Annotated in this window: 16 protein-coding genes; 7 read left to right on the top strand and 9 right to left on the bottom strand. The window is 72.5% G+C overall.

Annotated elements, in window-relative coordinates; genetic code table 11:
• The first annotated feature begins 22 nt into the window (after window positions 1–22).
• Together OG429_RS30155 and OG429_RS30160 are read left to right on the top strand one after the other, a co-directional pair.
• A complete protein-coding gene (locus tag OG429_RS30155; protein WP_328928400.1) occupies window positions 23–700 on the top strand; it encodes a class I SAM-dependent methyltransferase in 678 nt (225 codons plus the stop codon).
• A complete protein-coding gene (locus tag OG429_RS30160) occupies window positions 694–1677 on the top strand; it encodes a class I SAM-dependent methyltransferase (RefSeq protein WP_328928401.1) in 984 nt (327 codons plus the stop codon). The genes OG429_RS30155 and OG429_RS30160 overlap by 7 nt, the downstream gene beginning before the upstream one ends.
• A 3-nt stretch (window positions 1678–1680) precedes the next feature.
• Here the strand turns inward: OG429_RS30160 and OG429_RS30165 are convergent, their stop codons facing one another.
• A complete protein-coding gene (locus OG429_RS30165; protein ID WP_328928402.1) occupies window positions 1681–2652 on the bottom strand; it encodes a glycosyltransferase family 2 protein in 972 nt (323 codons plus the stop codon).
• On the bottom strand, window positions 2598–4619 hold the full coding sequence (locus tag OG429_RS30170) for an O-antigen ligase family protein (protein ID WP_328928403.1): 2022 nt from the start codon (window positions 4617–4619) through the stop codon (window positions 2598–2600). The genes OG429_RS30165 and OG429_RS30170 overlap by 55 nt, the downstream gene beginning before the upstream one ends.
• A 103-nt stretch (window positions 4620–4722) precedes the next feature.
• Here OG429_RS30170 and OG429_RS30175 point away from each other — a divergent pair, with 103 nt between their 5' ends.
• On the top strand, window positions 4723–5334 hold the full coding sequence (locus OG429_RS30175) for a hypothetical protein (RefSeq protein WP_328928404.1): 612 nt from the start codon (window positions 4723–4725) through the stop codon (window positions 5332–5334).
• A gap of 17 nt (window positions 5335–5351) precedes the next feature.
• Here OG429_RS30175 and OG429_RS30180 read toward each other — a convergent pair whose 3' ends face one another.
• The 7 genes from OG429_RS30180 to OG429_RS30210 all read right to left on the bottom strand — a co-directional run bounded on the left by OG429_RS30180 (window position 5352) and on the right by OG429_RS30210 (window position 14937).
• Window positions 5352–6401: a glycosyltransferase gene (locus OG429_RS30180; protein WP_328928405.1), complete on the bottom strand. Its 1050-nt coding sequence runs from the start codon at window positions 6399–6401 to the stop codon at window positions 5352–5354.
• Complete coding sequence (locus OG429_RS30185; protein WP_328928406.1) at window positions 6398–9697, bottom strand: DUF4082 domain-containing protein; 3300 nt, start codon at window positions 9695–9697, stop codon at window positions 6398–6400. The genes OG429_RS30180 and OG429_RS30185 overlap by 4 nt, the downstream gene beginning before the upstream one ends.
• Window positions 9698–9714: 17 nt before the next feature.
• Complete coding sequence (locus OG429_RS30190; RefSeq protein WP_328928407.1) at window positions 9715–10830, bottom strand: DegT/DnrJ/EryC1/StrS family aminotransferase; 1116 nt, start codon at window positions 10828–10830, stop codon at window positions 9715–9717.
• Window positions 10827–11615, bottom strand: a complete 789-nt coding sequence (locus OG429_RS30195; protein ID WP_328928408.1) for a NeuD/PglB/VioB family sugar acetyltransferase — start codon at window positions 11613–11615, stop codon at window positions 10827–10829. The genes OG429_RS30190 and OG429_RS30195 overlap by 4 nt, the downstream gene beginning before the upstream one ends.
• A complete protein-coding gene (locus OG429_RS30200; RefSeq protein WP_328928409.1) occupies window positions 11612–12766 on the bottom strand; it encodes a DegT/DnrJ/EryC1/StrS family aminotransferase in 1155 nt (384 codons plus the stop codon). The genes OG429_RS30195 and OG429_RS30200 overlap by 4 nt, the downstream gene beginning before the upstream one ends.
• The gene (locus tag OG429_RS30205; RefSeq protein WP_328928410.1) at window positions 12763–13767 is read right to left on the bottom strand and encodes an NAD-dependent epimerase/dehydratase family protein; all 1005 of its coding nucleotides are present in this window, start codon (window positions 13765–13767) and stop codon (window positions 12763–12765) included. Before OG429_RS30205 ends, OG429_RS30200 begins: the two co-directional genes overlap by 4 nt.
• An 87-nt stretch (window positions 13768–13854) precedes the next feature.
• The gene (locus OG429_RS30210; protein ID WP_328928411.1) at window positions 13855–14937 is read right to left on the bottom strand and encodes a Gfo/Idh/MocA family protein; all 1083 of its coding nucleotides are present in this window, start codon (window positions 14935–14937) and stop codon (window positions 13855–13857) included.
• A gap of 312 nt (window positions 14938–15249) precedes the next feature.
• Between OG429_RS30210 and OG429_RS30215 the strand changes: the two genes are divergently transcribed.
• The 4 genes from OG429_RS30215 to OG429_RS30230 all read left to right on the top strand — a co-directional run bounded on the left by OG429_RS30215 (window position 15250) and on the right by OG429_RS30230 (window position 20542).
• The gene (locus OG429_RS30215) at window positions 15250–16140 is read left to right on the top strand and encodes a glycosyltransferase (protein ID WP_328928412.1); all 891 of its coding nucleotides are present in this window, start codon (window positions 15250–15252) and stop codon (window positions 16138–16140) included.
• Between the two features lie 112 nt (window positions 16141–16252).
• Window positions 16253–17635: an MFS transporter gene (locus tag OG429_RS30220; protein ID WP_328928413.1), complete on the top strand. Its 1383-nt coding sequence runs from the start codon at window positions 16253–16255 to the stop codon at window positions 17633–17635.
• Window positions 17632–18645, top strand: a complete 1014-nt coding sequence (locus OG429_RS30225) for a TolB family protein (protein ID WP_328928414.1) — start codon at window positions 17632–17634, stop codon at window positions 18643–18645. The genes OG429_RS30220 and OG429_RS30225 overlap by 4 nt, the downstream gene beginning before the upstream one ends.
• A gap of 100 nt (window positions 18646–18745) precedes the next feature.
• A complete protein-coding gene (locus tag OG429_RS30230) occupies window positions 18746–20542 on the top strand; it encodes a VanW family protein (protein WP_328928415.1) in 1797 nt (598 codons plus the stop codon).
• The last annotated feature ends 80 nt before the right edge of the window (window positions 20543–20622 follow it).

Below are 20622 nucleotides of genomic sequence, written 5' to 3' on the forward strand. Positions count from 1 at the left end.
CCGACCACAGGTGGTTGATCCGATGCCCCGATCCCGGGCCCTCCGAAACAAGTTCGTCGACGCACCCGGCTCACTGGGCGAACGACTGCGCATCGCCCGCTGGGAGCGTTTCCAGCGCTGCTTCCCCGGCATCGAGAACATGCGCGTCGTGGACCTGGGCGGGACGGCCGAGATGTGGCTGCGCGCACCCGTGCGCGCCAAGCACGTCCACCTGATCAACCTGGAGGAGCACCCCGCCGAACTGCCCGACTGGATCACCGCGGAGATCGCCGACGTCACCGACCCGGCGGTCGCCGCCGAACTGAGCGACCACGGCGGCTACGACCTGGTCTTCTCCAACTCGACCATCGAGCACGTGGGCGGCCACAGCCAGCGCCGGCGGTTCGTCGCCGCCGTCGAGCAACTGGCGCCGCTGCACTGGATCCAGACGCCGTACCGCTACTTCCCGGTCGAGCCGCACTTCGTCGCACCCGGCTTCCAGTTCCTGCCGCTCGCCGCCAGGACACGTCTGGTACGGCACTGGCCGCTCGTCCACAGCCGTCCCGACAGCCCGGAGTCGGCGATGAACGCCGTGGTCAACATCGAGCTGCTGAGCCGCGCCGAAATGAGCTACCTGTTCCCCGGGTCGGTGCTCCTCAGCGAGCGGGTGCTCGGTGTCACGAAGTCGCTGACAGCCGTACGAACGGAGCGCGCATGCTGAACAACCTGATCAACCGACACGACGCGGACCGGCTGCTGCGCAAGGTGCGGAAGCTGGAACTCGACCCGGTGCTGGCCAAGCTGCGGGTGCGCGGCGGTGCGCGCGTGGTGCAGCACTGGTCCCAGGTCGACCCGTCGCTGACCGAGTGGTGGGCGATCCCGGGCGTCATCAAGCGCTGGAACCTGCTGATGACCGGCGACGCCGAGACCTCCTATCCCCAGTACGTGGCCGCCGAGCACTTCGCGCCGCGCACCGACCTGCGCGGCCTCTCCCTCGGGTGCGGCACCGGCGGCAACGAACTGCTCTGGGCGAAGACCGGCGCGTTCGGCCTCCTGGAGGGCGTGGACGTGGCGCAGCAGCGCATCGACTTCGCCACCCGGTCCGCCGTCGACGAGGGCCTCGCCGACGTGCTGCGCTTCCGGGTCACCGACGTCAACCGGATGACCAGCGACGGGGAACGCTTCGACGTGCTGCTGGGCCTGCAGTCACTGCACCACTTCGACAACCTCGGCGAAACCCTGCCGAGGCTGTCGCAGCTGATCGAGCCCGGCGGGACGTTCGTGATCGACGAGTTCGTCGGCCCCACCCGCTTCCAGTGGACCGACGGCCAGCTGGAGGCGGCGAACGCGCTGCTGGCCCGGCTCCCCGAGGAGCGGCGGCGCCTGGCGGACGGCCGGATCAAGCGCCGCGTCGTACGGCCCAGCAAGCTGTCGATGGTGCTGGACGACCCCTCGGAGGCGGTCGACGCGGCTTCGCTGCTGCCGGGCCTGCGACGCCATTTCGAGGTCGTCGAGGAACGGCCGTACGGGGGCACGGTGCTGCACATCGCGTTCTCCGGGATCGCGCACAACTTCCGGGACCAGGAGCCGGAGACGCTGGCCCTGCTGGAGGAGTGCTTCGCCGCGGAGGACGCGGCACTTCCGGAAGTGGGGCACGACTTCGTCGCCATGGTCTGCCGCCCCCGCGGCGAAAGCTAGCGGTCAGGGCCCCGGCGTGCCGCGCAGGGCGCCCGGCCTGGCGAGTGCGGCCGCGGCCGCACGGCTGGCCGGGCGGCCGAGCGCGCCCCGCGAGGTCTCCCGGAGCAGGACGGCGGCCCGGAAGGCCGCCGTCGCCACCGGGCCGTGCCGGCGCTCGTAGAGCCGTACGCGGTTCAGCGTCAGCAGGGTCCACAGGCGCGGCGAGACCCGCGAGTCCCCGCCGAGATGGGTGGCCGAGGCCGCCGGCTCCAGGCGGGTCGCGAAGCCGCGGTCCCGGGCCCGCAGGCAGTACTCCGTCTCCTCCGAGTAGAGGAAGAAGGATTCGTCCCACGGGCCGCAGGCGGCGAGGCAGTCCGCCGACAGGGCCATCAGGGCTCCGGTCGCCCAGTCCGCGTACGTGGGCCGCTCGTACGCGGCGGAGTCGGTGACCAGCTCGCTCAGGTGGGGGAAGCGCCCGGCCCGGCGGTTGCCGATGACGGCCTCGCCGAGGGCGCGCGTCACGCTCGACTCCCGGCGCAGCGAGTGCACGAGGGTGCGGCCGTCCTCCTCGTACAGCAGCGGCACGCTGATCCCGACACGGTCGCCGTCGCCCAGGGGCGTGCCGAGCCCGTCCACGAGCAGCTTGGCGCAGCCCCGCCGCATCCGGATGTCCGGGTTGCAGACGAGAGCCGCCCGGGGCCCGCCCTCCCAGCCGGCGGCGGCCGCGAGGGCCGCGTTCACCCCGGCCGCGTACCCGGCGTTGCGGCCGGTCTGGACGATCGTCGCGTCCGGGGCCAGCGAGCGGATCACCTCCACGGTGTCGTCGGCCGAATCGTTGTCGGCGACCACGAGCCGCCAGTCGAGCCCCGTCATGGCCTCCGGCAGGGAGGAGAGGAACCCCGGGAGCACCGCGGCGCTGTTCCAGGTGACGACGACGACGGCTACGGGACCGGTACCGCCGGCCGGGGGGCGGGGGACTGGGCTGTCGAACCGCATGAGGACTCCAGGGTGGGTTGCTGCGGCGCCGCGCGCCGGATGAAGCCGAGGTAACTGCCTCCGGCGGCGATCGTCAGGAAGAACATCCCCGCGAACATCGGGAAGCTGAGGGCGTCGAAGGTGGCGCTGCTGACCAGGGCGACGAGGGCGGAGGCGAAGAACGCCTGCCCGAGCTCCCGGTCGGACTCGTCGAGGGCCAGCCGGCGGATGGCGCCGCCCTGGTGGATCCCGGTCAGGAAGAGGGCCAGGAGGGCGACCAGCCCGAGCAGGCCCATCTCCGCCAGCGTCAGCATGTACTGGTTGTCGGTGAAGAAGTAGAGCTCGGGGATGAAGGTCCCCAGCCCCTGCCCGAACAGGGGCCGCCCCTCCAGATAGGGGACGATCGCGCTGTACTTGACCGTGCGGGCCTGGGTGCTGCTGTCCGAGTTGGCGAAGAAGGACCCGAACAGGGTGGTGATGGTCCCGATCAGCCCGGGGACGATCACCTTGAAGCAGGCCACCGAACCCAGCAGCAGACCGATCGCGGTCCACCGCCGCTGCGGCTTCCACCGCGGCACCATCACCAGCACCACGATCAGCGCCCCGATGATCGACGTCCGCGACACCGTCAGCGGCAGCGAGCCGCCCACCAGCACCACCGGCGCCCAGCGGCGCCACCACTTCAGGTGCGCCCGCACCGGATCGAAGGCCTGCTGGATGGCGAACGGCAGCAGCAGGGCGAGCATCCCGCCGAACTCCAGGGGGTGCGCCGTGGTGGAGCGGGGCCGGGTGAAGGCGCCCCGGTCCATGGCGGCGAGCTGGGGGACGCTCGACGAGAGCCCGGGGATGCTGATCTGGTCGGCGATGTTCGTGGCGGCGAAGAAGTCGTAGTAGCCGATGGCGGCCACCACCGACGCCATCACCACGGCCCGGCGCAGCAGCACGTCGAGCCGGGCCCGGTCCTGGACGGCCGCGGAGACCAGCACCACCAGGGACACCCACACCAGCAGCCCGATCAGTCCCCGGTCCGCCCCGAGGACCTCCTTGCGGGAGGCGCCCCGGGTCGCGTTCGCCAGGTACGAGGCCAGCACCGCGACCGCCAGCAGGCACATCACCACCCGGGGCAGCCGGGTGCCCGGGGCGGGCCTGATCCGGCTCGTGATCCACGCCGCCAGGTACCAGAACAGGCCCAGCAGCGCGAACACGTTGGCCGGCGTCCCCACACCGCCCATCCCCGGCAGCGTCAGGTTCGACGGGATGAAGAAGGCCAGCGCCAGATAGCCGGTGAGCAGCGTGACCGCGTCCAGCTGACGCCCCAGGGCCCGCCTGCGGGCACGCCACCCGCGCACCCGGTCGGCGGTTCCGTCCGCGCGCCTGCGGCGCACCGCCACCACCAGCGTCTCGGTCACGAAGGACAGCGCGAACCCGGCCGTGGTGCAGAGGATGAGGACGCTCAGCACCTGCTGGTAGCGGGTCTTGAGCTGGGGCCGCGGGATCTGCGGCAGCACCACGGGCGTGGTCTGCACGAAGTACGCGGGCTCGACCTTGGCCGCCGCCTGCAGTGCGCCCAGCTGCTCCCCGGCGAAACCGGTGAGGATGTTGGTCTCCCGCAGGACCTTCTCCCGGTCGGTGCCCGTGACGGTCAGCGTGAGCGTCGGGCCCGACGCGTTCGCGGCGAAGGAGACCGTGTAGGGGTCCGTCACCCCGAGGCCGTGCAGGTCGCGTGCCGCGTCCGCCCCCGACAGGGTCCTGATCAGCACGTCCGCGGTCACGACCAGCGTCCCGCCCGCGTTGGCGATGGGATTGCCGAACGCGGGGGCCAGCTCGGCCACCGCCTTGGAATCGATCAGCGCCACCGAACTCTGCGACTGGTACGACACCGGCACCGACCGGTACAGGTGGCCGGCCGCGAGCACCCCGATCAGCACCATCGGCACCATCACGTACCAGCGGCGCCGCAGCACCGCGAGTATTTCACCGATGGTCACGAACGCCCCCGAGAGGTACCGGATTTGATGGCGCGCCGACACGTGTCCTGACAGGATCGCTCACGACGTGGGGAACGGAAGGAATCGTGTGTCGCCTGGTGAGTTGGTCCGTGCTCTGCGCCGGCGCTGGTACGTCCTGGTCGTGGCGATGGCGCTGGCGGTGCCCGGAGCCCAGCAGGTGCTGCGCCCCAGCCCCACGTACCTGAGCTCGGCGATCGTCGTGCTCAAACCCCCGGTGACCGGTACCCAGCCGAACCAGCTCGCCAATCTCCAGCCGCCGCTCGCCGCAGTCTCCTACGCGGCCGTACGCCAGCTGGAGTCGCCCGCCGGAGCCGACGAGCTGCGCGCCGCGGGGGTCGAGGGCACCTACCGGCTGATCCCGCGCAACAGCGGCACCAGCGTGACCCCGCGCTACCTGATCCCCTCCCTGCAGATCCAGGCCGAGCAGCCCGGGCCGGCCGCCGCCGACGCCACCGTGCAGAAGATCATCGAGGTCTACACGAAGCACTTGACGGATCTGCAGACGCAGCAGGGCATACCGGAGGCGGCGCGGATGAGCATCACCCTCCTGGTGCCGCCGAACTCCGTGGCGCAGACCGGCACCAAGAGCCGTGGACTGGCCGGGCTGGCGCTGCTGGCCCTGGTGGCCGGAGTGCCGGCGGCCCTGTGGACCGACCAGCTGCTCGCCCGTCGGTCCCGACGGGCGAGCAGCTGAATGAAACAGACGGTTCATCAGATCCCTCGGCGCTTCCAGGACCGCCACCACAGCCACTCGCGCCCCCGGTCGGCGACGGCCGACAGCACCAGCGGCTGGAGGTACGGCATCACCCGTGCCCCGATCCGCCGGCGCAGGCGCAGCGCCCGGTACTCGCCGAGCCCGGTGTAGCCGCCGGGCAGGCACTCGGCGGCGAACTCCACGAGCTCGTCGACCGGAACGACCCCGGTGCGCCCCCGGTCGTAGGCCCGGTAGGCGCGCCGCAGCGCGTACCGGGCGAGCCGGGTGCGCGCCGCCACCGACAGCCGGTCGGCCTCCGGGAGCAGCCCGCCGCACTTCTCCAGCACGGAGTCGAAGGCGACGAGGCGCTGGCGCAGGTCGTCCAGCTGCCCGCCGAAGTCCGTGGTGGACATGTTGTCGCCGTGGACGCGGTAGAAGGCCTGGTCGGCCCCGCGGACGTAGCCCACGTCGGCGTGCGCCGCGAGCCGCATCCACATCTCGATGTCGCCGGCGTGCGGGAGCTGCGGATCGTAGCCCCCGACCTTGCGCTGGAGACTCGTACGCACCACCACCTCGGGCGAGGTGATGCACCCCGTCCCCTCCCGGAACCGGCGCTCCAGCCACCAGTGCCCGGGGTAGACGACCGACCCGGTGCCTTCCGTACGGGCCGCGGGCAGCGGCCCGCCGTGCTGGAAGCGAAGCGGCCTGCCGTAGGCGAAGCCCGCCTCCGGATGCGCGTCGAGCACGGCGGCGGCGCGCACCAGGGCCCCGGGGACGAGCCGGTCGTCCGCCGAGAGCAGGGCGACGTAGTCCCCGTCGGCCCATTCCAGGAGGCCCTCGTTGTAGGTGGCGATGTGGCCCTGGTTCTGCTCGTGGATCCGTACCTCGATGCGCGGGTCCTTCGCCGCCAGGGCCCGTGCCACGTCCGCGGAGTCGTCGGGCGAGGCGTCGTCGATGATCAGGACCCGGACGTCGACGCCCTCCTGCTCGTCCAGGACGCTCTTGACGCAGTCGGCCAGGAAGTGGCCGTACTTGTAGCAGGGGATCACCACGCTGACCGTGCTCACTGGCCGGCCACCTCCGAGGCGGTGGCCGACTCGGTGAGCGCGGGCGGGCTGGTGGTGAAGATCGGGCCGACCCAGTAGTTCACCGAGCCGAACGTGTGGGTGGGGAAGGCGGCGGACGCGCCGTACTTGTACAGGCCGTTGGCCCCGCCCGCGCCGTCGGCCGGGGCGACCAGCGGGTAGGAGCGGTGCGCCGCCGTGAAGTAGCCGCCGTCCACCGAGTAGTTGCCGTTCGGCGCGTGGTAGGAGGCCACGTAGGAGGTTCCCGCGGTGATCGGCACGGGGGCGGCGAACGTGAGCTGCTGCCAGCCGGTCAGCGTTTCGCTGCCGAAGGTGCCGGTGGCCAGGAGGGTGCCGTCGGCGGCCCAGAGGCTGCCGGTGTGGGTACCGGTGTTGTTCGGCCCCTTGTAGAAGGTGATGCCGGTGATGTAGCCGTTCACCGCCGACTGGAAGCGGGTGCCCAGCTCCACCGAATTGGTGTCGTCACCCACGTTGGCGGTGCTGGGGGTCGTCGTGCCGGTCCACAGCGTGCAGGGGCAGTTGACCGTCGGCGGTGTCGTACTGGTGGTGAAGTTCCACGTCACCGGCGCGGCCATGGCGTTGCCCCACAGGTCGGAGGCCTGCACGGACGCCGTGTACGTGGTGCTCAGCGCGAGCTCGCCGGCCGGGGTGAAGGTGGCGCTGTTCGACGCCCCGAGCACCTTGGCGCCCGGTACGGAGTTGCCCCCGGAGTCCTTCACCGTGAACACCAGTGTGTCCGCGTCGATGGCCCCGCTGAAGGTCGCCGTCGCCGAAGCCGTGATCGCCGTCCCGGTCGCCGCGGACTGCGGAGAGATGCCGGTGACCGTGGGCGGCGTCGTGCTGGCCGTGGCGGTGTCCAGGACGGCGTCCACCCAGTAGTTGCTGCCCGAGGACGCGTTGTTCGGGAAGCCGCCCGTGGCGCTGTAACGGTAGACGCCGTTGCCGCCGTCGGTGCCGCTCTTCAGTGCGGTGAGGGGGGCCAGACCGGCGTCGGACGAGGCGAAGGTGGTGTCGTAGGAGTAGCCGCCGTGGGGTGCGAAGTAGGAGGCGATGTAGGTGGTGTTGGGCTTGATCGGCACCGGGGAGGAGAAGTTCAGCTGCTGCCAGCCGGACGCCGTCTCGTTGGTGAAGGTGCCGGTGGCCAGACGCTGGCCGGTGCTGCTCCACAGGCTGCCGGTGTGGGTGCCGGTGTTGGCGGGGGACTTGTAGAAGCGGACGCCGGTGATGGAACCGGGCACCGACGAGCGGATCTTCACGCCGAGCTCGACCGCGCCGCCGTCACCGCCGTTGACCGTGCCCGGCACGGTCGCCGCCGGCCAGACGGTGCACGGGCACTGCTGGGGACCGACGGTCAGCGCCACCGTGGTGGTGGCGCCCATGTTCACGCTGTCGTCCACCGCGCGCACCTTGATCTGGGCCGCGCCCGGGGCGGTGGGCGTCCACGTGTACGTCCACGAGCCGAGGCCCGTGGTCGCCTTCCAGGTGGTCCCGCCGTCGGTGGAGACCTCCACGCGGGCCACCACCCCGCCGCCGGTGTCCGTCGCCGTTCCCTTGATGGTCACGGGCTTCAGGGCCGGCACGGTGGCGTTCGCCGCCGGGCTGGTCACGGTGACGGCGGGGCCGACGGCGTCCGTCGAGGCCGTCGCGGCGACCAGGTTGCTCTGCAGGGACTTCGGCTGGACGCCCATGTCGGCGAACACGTTCACCGTGGCCTGCTGCATCCGCTTGTCCTCGGTGACCACTGCGTCGTCCGGATTGCCGGTGGGCATGTTCGTCAGACCCCAGGACCACTGCACCGTGCCCGCCCCGAACACCAGGGCGTGGGAGGTCTGGTCGCGGAAGGCGAGCAGGCTGTGCGTCGCGGTGCCGTTGCCGTAGGTGTTTCCGTAGTCGAGCCGCAGCTTGCCGTCGGTGATGTCCACCGTGGTCGACGACATCGCGATCTGCCCGGGCGGCCGGTAGCCGTCCTCCACGTCGCTGTCCCATTCGTAGCCGAGGGTGCCGACCGGGAACGTGGCGGTCTGGGAGGGGGTCAGGGCCGCGACGGTGGTGCCCCGCCACAGCCGCATCTTCGCGAAGGAGCCCGGCACGGTGATCGCGTCGGCGCGGTAGCCGTTCACGCTGAACAGCGAGCCGGTCAGCTGGTTCTGCGGCCGGTAGGTCCGCCCGTTGGTTCCGCTGGCCGGGTCCATGAAGGTACCCGTCCAGATCCCGCTCGGGTCGGGCACGCCGTTCGGCACCGGGAAGGACAGCTTGGTCTCCTTGTAGCAGACCAGCGTCCGGTTGGCGGTGTTCGCGCCGTCGATGCTCGGGGCGAGGCGGGTCTTCCAGAAGACCTCGTTGCCGCTGAAGTAGGTCTGGTTGACCCCGGCGCGGCGCGCGTTCAGCGCGTTGGTGAACTGGTCCTGGGTCCAGTACTCGTCGTGCCCCGAGGACATGAAGACCTTGTGGTTCTGCAGCTGCGTGGCACCCCGGGTCGACATGTCGATCCCGGACATGTAGCTCACGTCGTACCCGTTGCGCTCCAGCCACGCGACCATCTGGTACTCGGAACCGTAGATCCCGTTCTCCCCTCCGATGTCCATCGGCCGGTTGTAACTGACCTCGTACGCACGCCCGTCCGGGGCGGGGCCGGTGCCGTCGTACAGGTCCTGGCCGCCGTAGTTGTTGTACGCCTGCCAGGTCTGGTCGCTGGTCTGCACGACGATGTCGGAGTGGCTGGAGTCGTTGCGGACGACGAACGGGTAGGGCATCACCCCGTTGCCGTCCGCCTGGTCGAAGTTGGCGATGTACAGGCCGGAGACGGCGTCGGCGGGGACGGTCCACGTCGCGGTGACCGGCCAGTTCCCGCAGTCGACCAGACCCGTCGAGGCCTTGGTCGTACAGTTCTTGGGATTGCCGCCCTGCGCGAAGTTCGCCGGGTACGTCTGCGCCGCCTGGGCCGCGGTCGACATCAGGCGGGCCCCGTCGCCCCCGTAGTGGCCGAGCCGGTAGACCGAGACGTGGTACGCGGTCGGCGACTGGATCTTGAACTGCACGTTCTCGCCGGCCTGGACGCTGGTCTGGGCCGGGAACCCCTTGATGTCGCCGTAGGCGCTGGGCGCGAACCAGTCGGACATGGGAGTGCCCGGCTTGGAGTTCTCGCACACGATCGCATTGGTCCCCGGGCCGCACGGGTCGGCCGCACTCGCCACCACGGAAGGCGGCAGGACCGTGGCCATGAGAGCGGCGACCACGGTGAAGAGACCGTACCGGAGGAGCCTTCTCCGTCTGTTCATCTGTACCTCTTCTTGCGTCAGCGCAGGGCGTTGGCGAGCGCGTCGACGACCCGCTGCTGTTGGGCAGCGGTGATCTGTGGGAACAGCGGAAGGGAGAGCATCCCGTCCGCGGCCCGCTCGGCGTGGGGGAAGTCGCCGCGACCGTGGCCGAGGTGACGGAAAGCGGGGGTCAGGTGGACCGGGGCCGGATAGTGCACGCCCGCCCCGATGCCCTCCGCGTTGAGCTTGCCGACCACGGCGTCCCGGTCCGCCCCGGCGACCCGTACGACGTACAGGTGCCACACGTGGACGTTGCCCGCCGCCGTGACCGGCAGGGTGACCCGGCCGGCCGCAGCGAGTTCGGCCAGCAGGGCGTCGTACCGGTCGGCGGCGGCCCGGCGGGCCGCGTTCCCGTCGGCCAGCCGGGCCAGCTTCGCCCGCAGGACCACGGCCTGCAGACCGTCCAGCCGGCTGTTGAACCCGGCCACGTCGTGCCGGTACTTGGCGACGCCGCCGTGGTTGGCCAGCGCCCGCACCAGGGCGGCCGTCCCCTCGTCGTCGGTCACCACCGCGCCCGCGTCGCCGTAGGCGCCCAGGTTCTTGCCCGGGTAGAAGCTGGTCGCGGCGATCCCGTCGCTGCCGGGGGAGCGGCCCTCGCGGGTCGCGCCCTGGCTCTGCGCGGCGTCCTCGACGACACGGACGTGCGCCGGCAGCTGCGCGGCCAGGGCGGCGGTGTCGGCGCACTGTCCGTACAGGTGGACGGGGACCACCGCGCGGGTGGCCTTCCCGACCGCGTCCAGCGCGGCCTGCGGATCCATCAGGAGACTGTCGGGGAGGCAGTCGACCAGCACCGGGCGGGCCCCGATCCGGGCGGTGGCGCCCGCGGTGGCGATGAAGGTGTTGGCGGGCAGCACCACCTCGTCGCCGACCCCGACCCCGCCGGCGCGCAGGGCCAGTTCCAGGGCGTCGGTGCCGTTGGCGACGCCCACGCAGTGCCGGACCCCGGCGAACTCGGCGTACTCGCGCTCGAAGGCGGCGACCTCCTCACCGCCGATGAAGGCGGTGCCGGCCAGCACCCGGTCGAATCCGGCGCGTACTTCATCGGCGACCTCGGCGTGCGCCGCCTTCAGGTCGACGAGCGGTATCTGGTTCATGCGACGTGACTCCCCATCCGTGTCTCCGGCCACCGGCCGGTCCCCTCCCCATCGGCCCGCAGTTCGTCATCGGCCCGCAGTTCGTCGAGGGCCGGGCCGTCCGCCGCCCGCAGCCGGCGGGCGGGGCTGCCGGCCCAGACCTCGCCGGGCGGCACATCGGCCAGGACCGTGCTTCCCATGCCGGTCAGCGACCAGGCGCCGACCTGTCTGTACTCGCGGACCAGCGATCCCGCACCCACATAGGCGCCGCGCCCGAGCCGCACCCCGCCGCCGAGACGGACCCCCGAGGCGAGCGTGGCGAAGTCCCCGACGCGGTCGTCGTGGGTGAGGACCACCTGCGGCATCACCGCCACGTGGGACCCGACCCGGACCGCGGCGGTCAGCACGCAGTGCGCGAGCAGCACCGAGCCCGCGCCGAGGACCGAGGACGCCGACACCGCCGCCGTGGGGTGGACCACCGTCGCGTACCGGCTCGTCGGCAGCCCCAGCCGCCGTACCAGGCGGGCCCGTACGGCGTAGTCGCGCGGACTGCCCACGCAGACCACGACTTGGGCGGCCGCCAGGTCGTGCACGAGGTCGCAGCCGCCCAGCACCGGCACACCGTCGACCTCGCGGCCGTGCAGGGCCGGATCGTCGTCGAGGTGCCCGGCGAGCCGCCACCGCGGGGCGCGCCCGTGCGCCGCGTCCGCGGCGCACGCGTCCCGGACCGCCTGGGCGGTCTCCCGCGCGAACCCGCCCGCGCCGACGATCAGCAGATCGTCGGCCCGGTTCCACGGCCCGCTCATCCGCCGGCCTGTTCGCGGAGCACCGCCACCACCCGGTCCTGCTCGGCCTCGGTCATGGTGTGGAACAGCGGCAGGATCAGCGAGTCGCGGCTGATCCGCTCGGTCACCGGCAGCGGCGCCGCGCCGTGTCCCGCGTACGCCGGCTCCAGGTGCGAGGCCATGATCCCGCGCCGGGCCGAGATCCCGGCCGCGGAGAGCACGGCGAGCAGCTCGTCGCGGCCGACCGGGAAGCCCTCGGCCAGCAGCACCCAGTACGACTGGAAGTTGCCCTGACCGTGACCGGGGTCCGTGACCGGGGTGAGGCCCGGTACCGCGCCCAGCAGCTCCGCGTACCGGGCGGCCAGCGCCCGCCGGCGGGCCACGATCGCGTCCAGCTTGCCCAGCTGCACCAGGCCGACCGCGGCCTGGATGTCGGTCATCCGGTAGTTGTAGCCGACCTCCAGGTAGCTCTCGACGATCGGCTTGGCGCTCGCGTGCCGCTGCGCGGCGGACACGTTCATGCCGTGTTCGCGCAGCCGCCGCAGCCGCTGCGCCCACTGCGCGTCGTCCGTGGTCAGCATGCCGCCCTCGCCGGTGGTGATCACCTTGCGGGGGTGGAACGACCAGGCGGCGAGCAGCGCGCCGTGGCCGACGGACTTGCCGCCCACCGTCGCGCCGATGCCGCAGGCGGCGTCCTCCACCAGGGCGACGTCCCACTCCGCGCACGCCGCGCGCAGCGCGTGCACGTCGGCGGGCACCCCGCCCTGGTGGACGGCGAGCACCGCCTTCGTCCGGGGCGTGCGGACCGCGTCCACGGTGGCCGGGGTCAGATTGCCGGTGGCCTGCTCGACGTCGGCGAACACCGGCCGCGCGCCCACGTACCGCACCGCGTTGGCCGTGGCGATGAACGACAGGGAGGGGACGATCACCTCGTCGCCCGGCCCCAGGTCCAGCGCGATGAGGGCCAGGTGCAGGGCGGTGGTGCACGAACTCACCGCGATGCCGTGCTCGGCGCCCACCCGCTCCGCGAAGGCCCGCTCGAACTCGGCGACCCGGGGGCCCTGCGCGACCCAGCCGGAGAGCACCGCGTCGGCGGCGGCCTTCGCCTCCTCCTCGCCCAGCCACGGCACCATGACCGGGACACGGGCCGCGGCGGCGTCCGCGCCGCTCATCGACCGGCCTTCTCGGCGGCGGCCGCGGCGGCGTCGGCGGCGCGCTCGGCCCGCCACCAGTCCACCAGGTCCCGCAGACCCCGGCGCATGTCGATCTCAGCGGTGAAGCCGAGCCGGCTCGTGGCCAGCGAGATGTCCGCGAGACGGCGGGTCACCCCGTTCACGGCGCGGGCCGGCCCGTGCACCGGCGCCAGCCCCTGCGCCCCCATCGCCTCCAGCAGCCCGAGCGCCAGGTCGAGCAGGCTGGTCTCGGTCGCGCTGGCGATGTTGAACACCTCGTCGGTCAGATCCGACTCCGCGGCCAGCAGATTGGCCCTCGCGATGTCCCTGACGTCCACGAAGTCCATGGTCTGCATGCCGTCACCGAGGATCAGCGGCGGCTCACCCGCGGAGATCCGCTCCATCCAGCGGATCAGCACCTCGGTGTACAGGCCGTGGATGTCCATCCGGGGCCCGTACACGTTGAAGTAGCGCAGCGCGACGTAGTCCAGCCCGTACATGGCGTGGAAGCTGCGCAGCACGCCCTCGTTGAAGGCCTTCGCCGCCCCGTAGAAGGTGTCGTTGTTGTACGGGTGGTGGCGCTCGGTGGTCGGGAACGAATCGGCGAGCCCGTAGACCGAGGCCGAGGACGAGGCGATCACCTTGCCCACTCCCGCGGCCGCCGCCGACTCCAGCACGTTGAACGTGCCGTCCACCAGCACCTCGTTCGCCAGCCGGGGCTCCTCCGCGCACTGGGTGATGCGGATCGCGGCGAGGTGGAACACCAGGTCGGCGCCCTCCGTCGCCTTGCGCACCGCGGCCACGTCGCGGATGTCGCCCTCGACGACCTCCACCACGCCGCTCGGCAGGGCGCGGGCCAGGTTGGCGGCCCGCCCCCGCACGAAGTTGTCGAGCACCACGATCTCGCGCGCCCCGTTGTCCACCAGGAGGTCCACCACGTGCGAGCCGATGGTGCCCGCTCCGCCGGTGACCAGAATCTTCTTGCCTCGTACGCTGCTCAACGCCCTGCCCCCACTGAGTCGGTCATGGTCTTGCGTGCGATCGGCCGGCGATCGCCTTGCCGGCGGGCCGCGCCCGTCCGTGAACGGTCAGCGCCCGGTGCGCAGTCCGACGACCGCACCGCGGAACTCCAGGCTCCGGGAGGCCGCTTCGAGGATGTCCAGCACCTGCAGTCCGGCCCGGCCGTCGGTCAGCGCCGGCCGCCCCGTCCTGATCGCGGCGGCGAACTCCTCGACCATGCTGCGCAGGGCCTCCTTCTCGCCGAGCGCGGGCGCCACCATGTCGCCGCTCCGGTAGGAGACGAGCATGTCGCGGCGCTCGTCGGCGCCGATCTCCTGCGGGGCGGTCAGGTCCACCCCGCGGTCGAACACCGCCACGCGCTGGGCCGGGTTGAGGTCGTCCCACACCAGGGTGCGCTTGGACCCGCCGACCATGGTGGTCCGTACCTTCGTCGGGGACAGCCAGTTGACGTGCACGTGCGCGATGGCGCCGGTGTTGAGCTGGAGCGTCAGGTAGGCCACGCAGGACTGCCCGGCCCCGATCGGGTCGGCTCCGTGCGCGGCCACCGCGACCGGCCGGACGTGGTCCGGGAGGATGAAGTCGAGGACCGAGAGGTCGTGCGGGGCCAGGTCCCACAGGACGTCGATGTCCTTCTGGACGAGCCCGAGGTTGATCCGGACCGAGTCGAAGAACTGGATGTCGCCGAGTTCGCCGGAGCGGACCATCTCCCGGATGCGGCCCACGGCCGGGGTGTAGCAGTACGTGTGGTCGCACATCAGCGTGAGACCGCGCTCCTCGGCCTCGGTCACCAGCCGCAGCCCGTCCTCGTACGTGGCGGCCAGCGGCTTCTCCACGAGGACGTGCTTTCCGGCGCGCAGGGCGGCCAGCGCCACGTCCAGATGCGTACCGGCGGGGGTGGCCACGGCGACCGCGTCGACGTCCGGGTCGGCGAGCACCTCCGCGTAGTCCGAGGTCGCCCGGACCGTCGAGTACCCGCCGAGCACCTGCCGGGCCCGGTCCTCGTTCAGGTCGCAGAGCCAGCGGAGCCGGAACTCCGGCGTGGACTGGAAGTTGCGGACGAGATTGGGGCCCCAGTAGCCCGCGCCGACCACGGCGACGCCCAATGCCTCGGTGGCCCCCCGGCCGGCGACGTCCTTCGCAGTGTCCTTCACAGCGTTCCCCTTCGCTCCGCGAAACACGCCGACTGGCGTGTCGACAACTCATGGCCGGGGCGCGTGTGATGGAGGGGAACGCCGTCGACGGCGGGCGGGACGCCCCCGCGTCCCATGCGTGACCCGCTCAACGGTGATGGCCCCCCACAACCGATGCTCTGCGTAATGCGCGTACTTCAGCCCCCCGGCCGGCTGCGTGTTCCCCCAAGCAGCCGAACCCGTAACGACGGTCAATCTAGTCCACCGGGCGTACCCCCGGGGAGAGTTGACGGAATCGCCCGGCGCCGGTGTTCGAGCGTGCATACTGCCCGGGTGACCAGCATCGTGATACCGGCCCACAACGAGGGCCGGGTCATCGGCCGCCTCCTCGACGCGCTCCTGGCCGACGCCTCCGCGCCCGGGCCCGACATCGTCGTCGTGTGCAACGGCTGTACGGACGACACCGCCGAGGTGGCGGCCGCGCGCGGCCCCCGTGTACGGGTGGTCGAGATCCCGACCCCCTCCAAGCACACGGCGCTCCGGGTCGGGGACGAGCACGCGCGGGGCTACCCCCGCCTCTACGTCGACGCCGACGTCGTCGTCGGGGCCGCCGACGTACGGGCCCTGACCGGTGCGCTCGCCGGGAGCCCGGACCTGCTCGCCGCCGCCCCCGGCCGGGACATCCCGCTGACCGGCTGCGCATGGCCGGTCCGGGCGTACTACCGGGTGTGGCAGCGCTTGCCGGCCGTCCGCGAGGGCCTGTTCGGCCGGGGGGTCATCGCCGTGACCGAGCCGGGGCACGAACGGCTCGCCGCGCTGCCCCCGCTGATGGCCGACGACCTGGCCGCGTCGCTCGCCTTCGGGCCGGGGGAGCGCCTCGTGGTCGAGGCCGCCCGGGTCGTCGTCCATCCGCCGCGCACCTGGTCCGACCTCGTCCGGCGGCGGATCCGCGCGGCGACCTCCTCCGCCGAGTACGAGCGCTTCCAGGCCTCGCGACGGGCCGACGCCCCGGCGTCGCCGTCCGCCCCGTCCGCCCCGTCCGCGCCGTCCGCCCGCACCGGCACGGCCGATCTGCGCGCCCTGCTGCGGGCCCAACCGGGGCTGCTCCCGGGGGCGGTGGTCTTCGTCGTGGCGGCACTCGCCGCCCGCAGGGGTTCCCGCAAGGCCATCCGCGATCAGGACTTCTCCACCTGGCTGCGGGACGAGAGCAGCCGGCAGAACTGAGCCGGTGATCGGCCGGATCGCCGCGAACCCACCACCGTTGGCCCGTACGACCACTATGTTTCCACTCGCACGTTCGAGTGTCCGAGACCGTCGCCACCGGGAGCGCCTGAGCATGTACCTCGCGGACCGCTCCGCCCCCGACGGGTCGAAGACCGCGCCGGACCGCGACAGCGTCCCCAAGCCTGGACGGACCCCCGCGGTCGCCTCCGCCGTCCTCGCGCTGGGTACGGTCAGCATGATCACCGACATCTCCTCGGAGATGGTCACCGCCGTGCTGCCCCTGTACCTGGTCGCGGGTCTGGGCCTGAGCCCCCTCGGCTTCGGCGCGCTCGACGGCGTCTACAACGGGGTCAGCGCCCTGGTGCAGCTGACCGGCGGGCACCTCGCCGACCGGGTCCGCAACCACAAGCTGATCGCCGGCATCGGCTACGGCCTGTCCGCCCTGTGCAAGCCGCTGCTGCTGCTCGCCCACAGCCTGGGCCCGGTGGGTGTGGTCCTCGCCCTGGAACGCACCGGCAAGGGCCTGCGCACCGCGCCGCGCGACGCGCTGATCTCCCTGTCCACCCCGGCCGAGTTACAGGGGCGCGCCTTCGGTGTGCACCGGGCCATGGACACCACCGGGGCCCTGCTCGGCCCGCTCGCCGCCTTCCTCATCCTGAGCGCGGCGATCGACGGCTACGACGCGGTCTTCGGCGTCAGCGCGTGCGTCGCCGTACTCGGCGTCGTGGTGCTCGTGCTCTTCGTACCGTCCGGTGGCGGCGACGCCCCCCGGCCCCGGCCGAAAAAGGGCGGCGCCGGGGCGGAACCGGCCCCCGCGGGCCCGCGCGAGGCACTGGCCCTGCTGCGCCTGCCCCGGCTGCGCGCCCTGGCGGTCTGCGCCGCCCTGCTGGGCCTCACCACCGTCAGCGACGCCTTCGTCTACCTGCTGCTGCAGGAGCGCGCCGGCATCGGCGAGCGCTGGTTCCCGCTGCTGCCGCTGGGCACCGCCGCTGTATTCCTGCTGCTGGCCGTCCCGGCGGGAGCCCTCGCCGACCGGATCGGGCGGCGCACCGTGTTCCTCACCGGGCACGCCCTCCTGCTGGCCGGGTACGGACTGCTGCTGTGGGCCCCCGACTGGTCGGCCCTGCCCTACCTCGTCCTCGCGCTGCACGGCATGTTCTACGCCGCCACCGACGGAGTGCTGCCGGCGGCCGTCGCCGCCATCGTGCCCCGGCAGCTGCGGGCCACCGGCCTCGCCCTGGTCGGCACCGGCCAGGCGCTGGCCCGCTTCGGCTGCTCGCTGGCCTTCGGCGGCGTGTGGACGCTCTGGGGCGCCGCGCCGGCCCTGTCCCTCGCCGCGGCGGGCCTGCTCTGCTGCGCGGCCGTCGCCGGCTTCGTACTGCGACCCGACCGACCCGACCCGGACGGCACCGCCCCCGGCCCGGCCGGCCCGACCGGCCCGAAGGACCCGACGGACCCGACCGACCCGATCCCACGCCCGCGAGGAACCCGATGACGCTGTCACGCCGCCTGCTCGTACTCACCGCGGCCGTGCTGCTCCTCGGGGGTCTCGCCGCCGCACTGGTACTGCGTGCCGCCGCGCGCGGCGAGGCTCCGCGGCCGGGCGGCCCGGCCGTCGCGGCGGGCAGCGTCACCCTCGGCCCGCAGGACCGGCTGGCCTTCCTGGGCAGCGCGCCGGGCCCGCACCGCGGCGCCCTCGCCTCGGTCCCGGCCGGGACCCCGCAGGCCGCGCGCACCGTCTCCGACCTCACCTGCCAACGCTTCTACGCCGCCGCGGGCACCGGTGTGTGCCTGCGCTCCACGCCGGGCGCGCTCGCCCAGGACAACCGGGCCCTGATCGTCGACGCCGACCTGCGCACGCTGCGCAGCTTCCCCCTCGCCGGCGCGCCCAGCCGGGCCCGCGTCTCGCCCAGCGGCCGGTTCGCCGCCTGGACCGTCTTCGTCGCCGGAGAGTCGTACGGCGCCGCCTTCTTCTCCACCCGTACGGCGATCGCGGACATCCGCAGCGGAGCCCTCGAACCCGACCTGGAGAAGTTCACCATCCTCATGGACGGCCGGGAGTACAAATCCGGGGACGTGAACTACTGGGGTGTCACCTTCTCCAAGGACGACGACACCTTCTACGCCACCCTGGCCACCGCGGGACAGACCCACCTGGTCAAGGGCTCGATATCCCGGCGTACGGTCACCACCCTCGCGCAGAACGTCGAGTGCCCGTCCCTGTCCCCGGACGAGACCCGGATCGCGTACAAGAAGCGGGTGCAGCGCGGCGCGTCGCTGTGGCGCGAACACGTCATGGACCTGGCCACGCTCCGCGAGCACCCGCTCGCGGAGAAGCACAGCGTGGACGACCAGGCCGTCTGGCTGGACGACCGGACCCTCGCCTACGGCCTCCCGGCCGAGGGAGCCCCCGACACCACGGACCTGTGGACGGTCCCCGCCGACGGCAGCGGCACGCCCCACCTGCTGGCACCGGGGGCATCCTCCCCGTCCCGCCTCGGCTGATCTTGGTCCACTTCGTGACAAGAGTTACATCCGCCCCCGAATGCCCCACTTTCGATGAATCATTATTTCCCGGAATCGTCGTATACAGGCCGGGAGAGACATGGGACGCGCGGGCAGCTGGATGAGTGACTGGCGGATCGCTCTGCCGGTGGCAGGCGGAGCCGTCGTACTCGGACTGGGCGGCCTCTACGTCACCGGTCTCGTGGCCGGTGGCGACATCGAGGCCGGCACCCGGGTCCATGGGGTGGACATCGGCGGGATGAGCAGGGCGCAGGCACGTCAGGCGCTGACCCGGGAGCTCGGCCCCACCGCCGCGGCGCCGGTCGCGATGAAGATCGGCGAACGCGTCGAGAAGGCCGATCCGGCCGAGCTCGGGCTGTCCCTCGACACCGCCGCGACCGTCGACCGCGCCGCACGCAAGGGCTACGGCCCCGTCACCGTCATCGGCGGTCTCTTCGCCTCCGGCAGCAGGGACATCGAGCCCGTGGTCCGCGTGGACGAGGCGACCGGCCGCGCCGCGGTCGACCGGATCGGCCGGGCCGCCGGGCAGCAGGTCCGCGACGGATCGATCGCGTTCGAGAAGGGCACGGCGAAGGCCGTCGCCCCGCTGTCCGGCGTCTCCCTCGTCGGGGACCGCGCCGTCGACACCCTCCGTGACGCGTACCTGCGGGCGGGCGCCGGCCCCGTCGTGATGCCGGTCGAGCAGACCCAGCCGCGCGTGGGCGCCGAGGAGACCGGACGGGCCATGCGGCAGTTCGCGGAGCCGGCGATGTCGGGGCCCGTCACGCTCACCGTCGCCGACAGGCGGATATCCATAAGCCCCGCCGTCCTCGGCAAGCACCTGGCGATGAACTCCGACGACCAGGGCCGCCTCGTGCCGTCCCTCGACTCCAAGGGCCTGCTCACCGACCCCGCGGTGGCCCGCCCGGTCGAGGACGCCACCCAGGCCCCGCGCGACGCCGCGCTCGGCCTCGCCGCGGACGGCCGCGTGGTCCTCGGGGACCACGGCCGTACGGGACGCCAGGTCACGGACGCGGCGCTCGGCCGGGCCGTGCTGCCGCTGCTGACCCGCACGGGCGCGTCCCGCAGCGCCGAGGTCGCCACCGTGGCGGTCCAGCCGGATCTCACGAGCGCCGAGGCCCGGCGGCTCGGCATCAAGGAGAAGGTCTCCTCCTTCACCGTCGCCTTCCCGGCCGCTCCGTACCGCACCACCAACATCGGCCGCGCCGTGCAGCTCATCAACGGCTCCGTGGTCCTTCCGGGGCAGGAGTGGAGCTTCAACCGGACGGTCGGCGAGCGCACCCCGGAGAACGGCTTCGTCGACGGCATCATGATCAATGACGGCCAGTACGTGAAATCGCCCGGCGGAGGGGTCTCTGCCGTCGCCACCACCATGTACAACGCCATGTTCTTCGCCGGCCTGAAGCCCGTCGAGCACGGAGCCCATTCCTTCTACATCGAGCGCTACCCCGAAGGCCGCGAGGCCACCGTCGCGTGGGGCACCCTCGACCTGCGCTGGATCAACGACTCCGGGCACCCCCTCTACATCCAGGCCGAGTCCACCGACACGTCGCTGACCATCACCCTCCTCGGCACGAAGAAGTACGACGAGGTCAAGGCGACCAAGGGGCCGCGCACCAACATCACGCCGCCCGGCAAGCGGACGGGCAGCGGACCGACGTGCGAGGTCCAGACCCCGCTCGAAGGCTTCGACGTGTCCGTCGGCCGTGTCTTCGTCCAGGGCGGCCGGGAGGTCAAGCGTGAGGAGTTCAAGACCCACTACACGCCGCGCGACGAGGTCACCTGCACCCCGGAGGGCGCGCAGACCCCCAAGACCGGAGAAGCCCCGAAGGCCGGGGAGACCCCGCAGACCGGCCGGACGGGCGTGAAGGTGTGAGCCGACGGGTGACCGTCCGGGTGCGAAGTGTGCCGAACGGGAGCTTTGGGAGCCCGGAAGTGCTACAAATGGGTTCGTGA

This window comes from Streptomyces sp. NBC_00190 (genome assembly GCF_036203305.1).
In the GTDB taxonomy this organism is placed as follows: domain Bacteria; phylum Actinomycetota; class Actinomycetes; order Streptomycetales; family Streptomycetaceae; genus Streptomyces.

What these genes read in the sequence shown, in the direction of transcription:
- OG429_RS30155 (WP_328928400.1), top strand. Translation starts at nt 23, where the DNA reads ATGCCCCGATCCCGGGCCCTCCGAAACAAGTTCGTCGACGCACCCGGC.
- OG429_RS30160 (WP_328928401.1), top strand. Translation starts at nt 694, where the DNA reads ATGCTGAACAACCTGATCAACCGACACGACGCGGACCGGCTGCTGCGC.
- OG429_RS30165 (WP_328928402.1), bottom strand. Translation starts at nt 2,652, where the DNA reads ATGCGGTTCGACAGCCCAGTCCCCCGCCCCCCGGCCGGCGGTACCGGT.
- OG429_RS30185 (WP_328928406.1), bottom strand. Translation starts at nt 9,697, where the DNA reads ATGAACAGACGGAGAAGGCTCCTCCGGTACGGTCTCTTCACCGTGGTC.
- OG429_RS30190 (WP_328928407.1), bottom strand. Translation starts at nt 10,830, where the DNA reads ATGAACCAGATACCGCTCGTCGACCTGAAGGCGGCGCACGCCGAGGTC.
- OG429_RS30195 (WP_328928408.1), bottom strand. Translation starts at nt 11,615, where the DNA reads ATGAGCGGGCCGTGGAACCGGGCCGACGATCTGCTGATCGTCGGCGCG.
- OG429_RS30200 (WP_328928409.1), bottom strand. Translation starts at nt 12,766, where the DNA reads ATGAGCGGCGCGGACGCCGCCGCGGCCCGTGTCCCGGTCATGGTGCCG.
- OG429_RS30220 (WP_328928413.1), top strand. Translation starts at nt 16,253, where the DNA reads ATGTACCTCGCGGACCGCTCCGCCCCCGACGGGTCGAAGACCGCGCCG.
- OG429_RS30225 (WP_328928414.1), top strand. Translation starts at nt 17,632, where the DNA reads ATGACGCTGTCACGCCGCCTGCTCGTACTCACCGCGGCCGTGCTGCTC.
- OG429_RS30230 (WP_328928415.1), top strand. Translation starts at nt 18,746, where the DNA reads ATGGGACGCGCGGGCAGCTGGATGAGTGACTGGCGGATCGCTCTGCCG.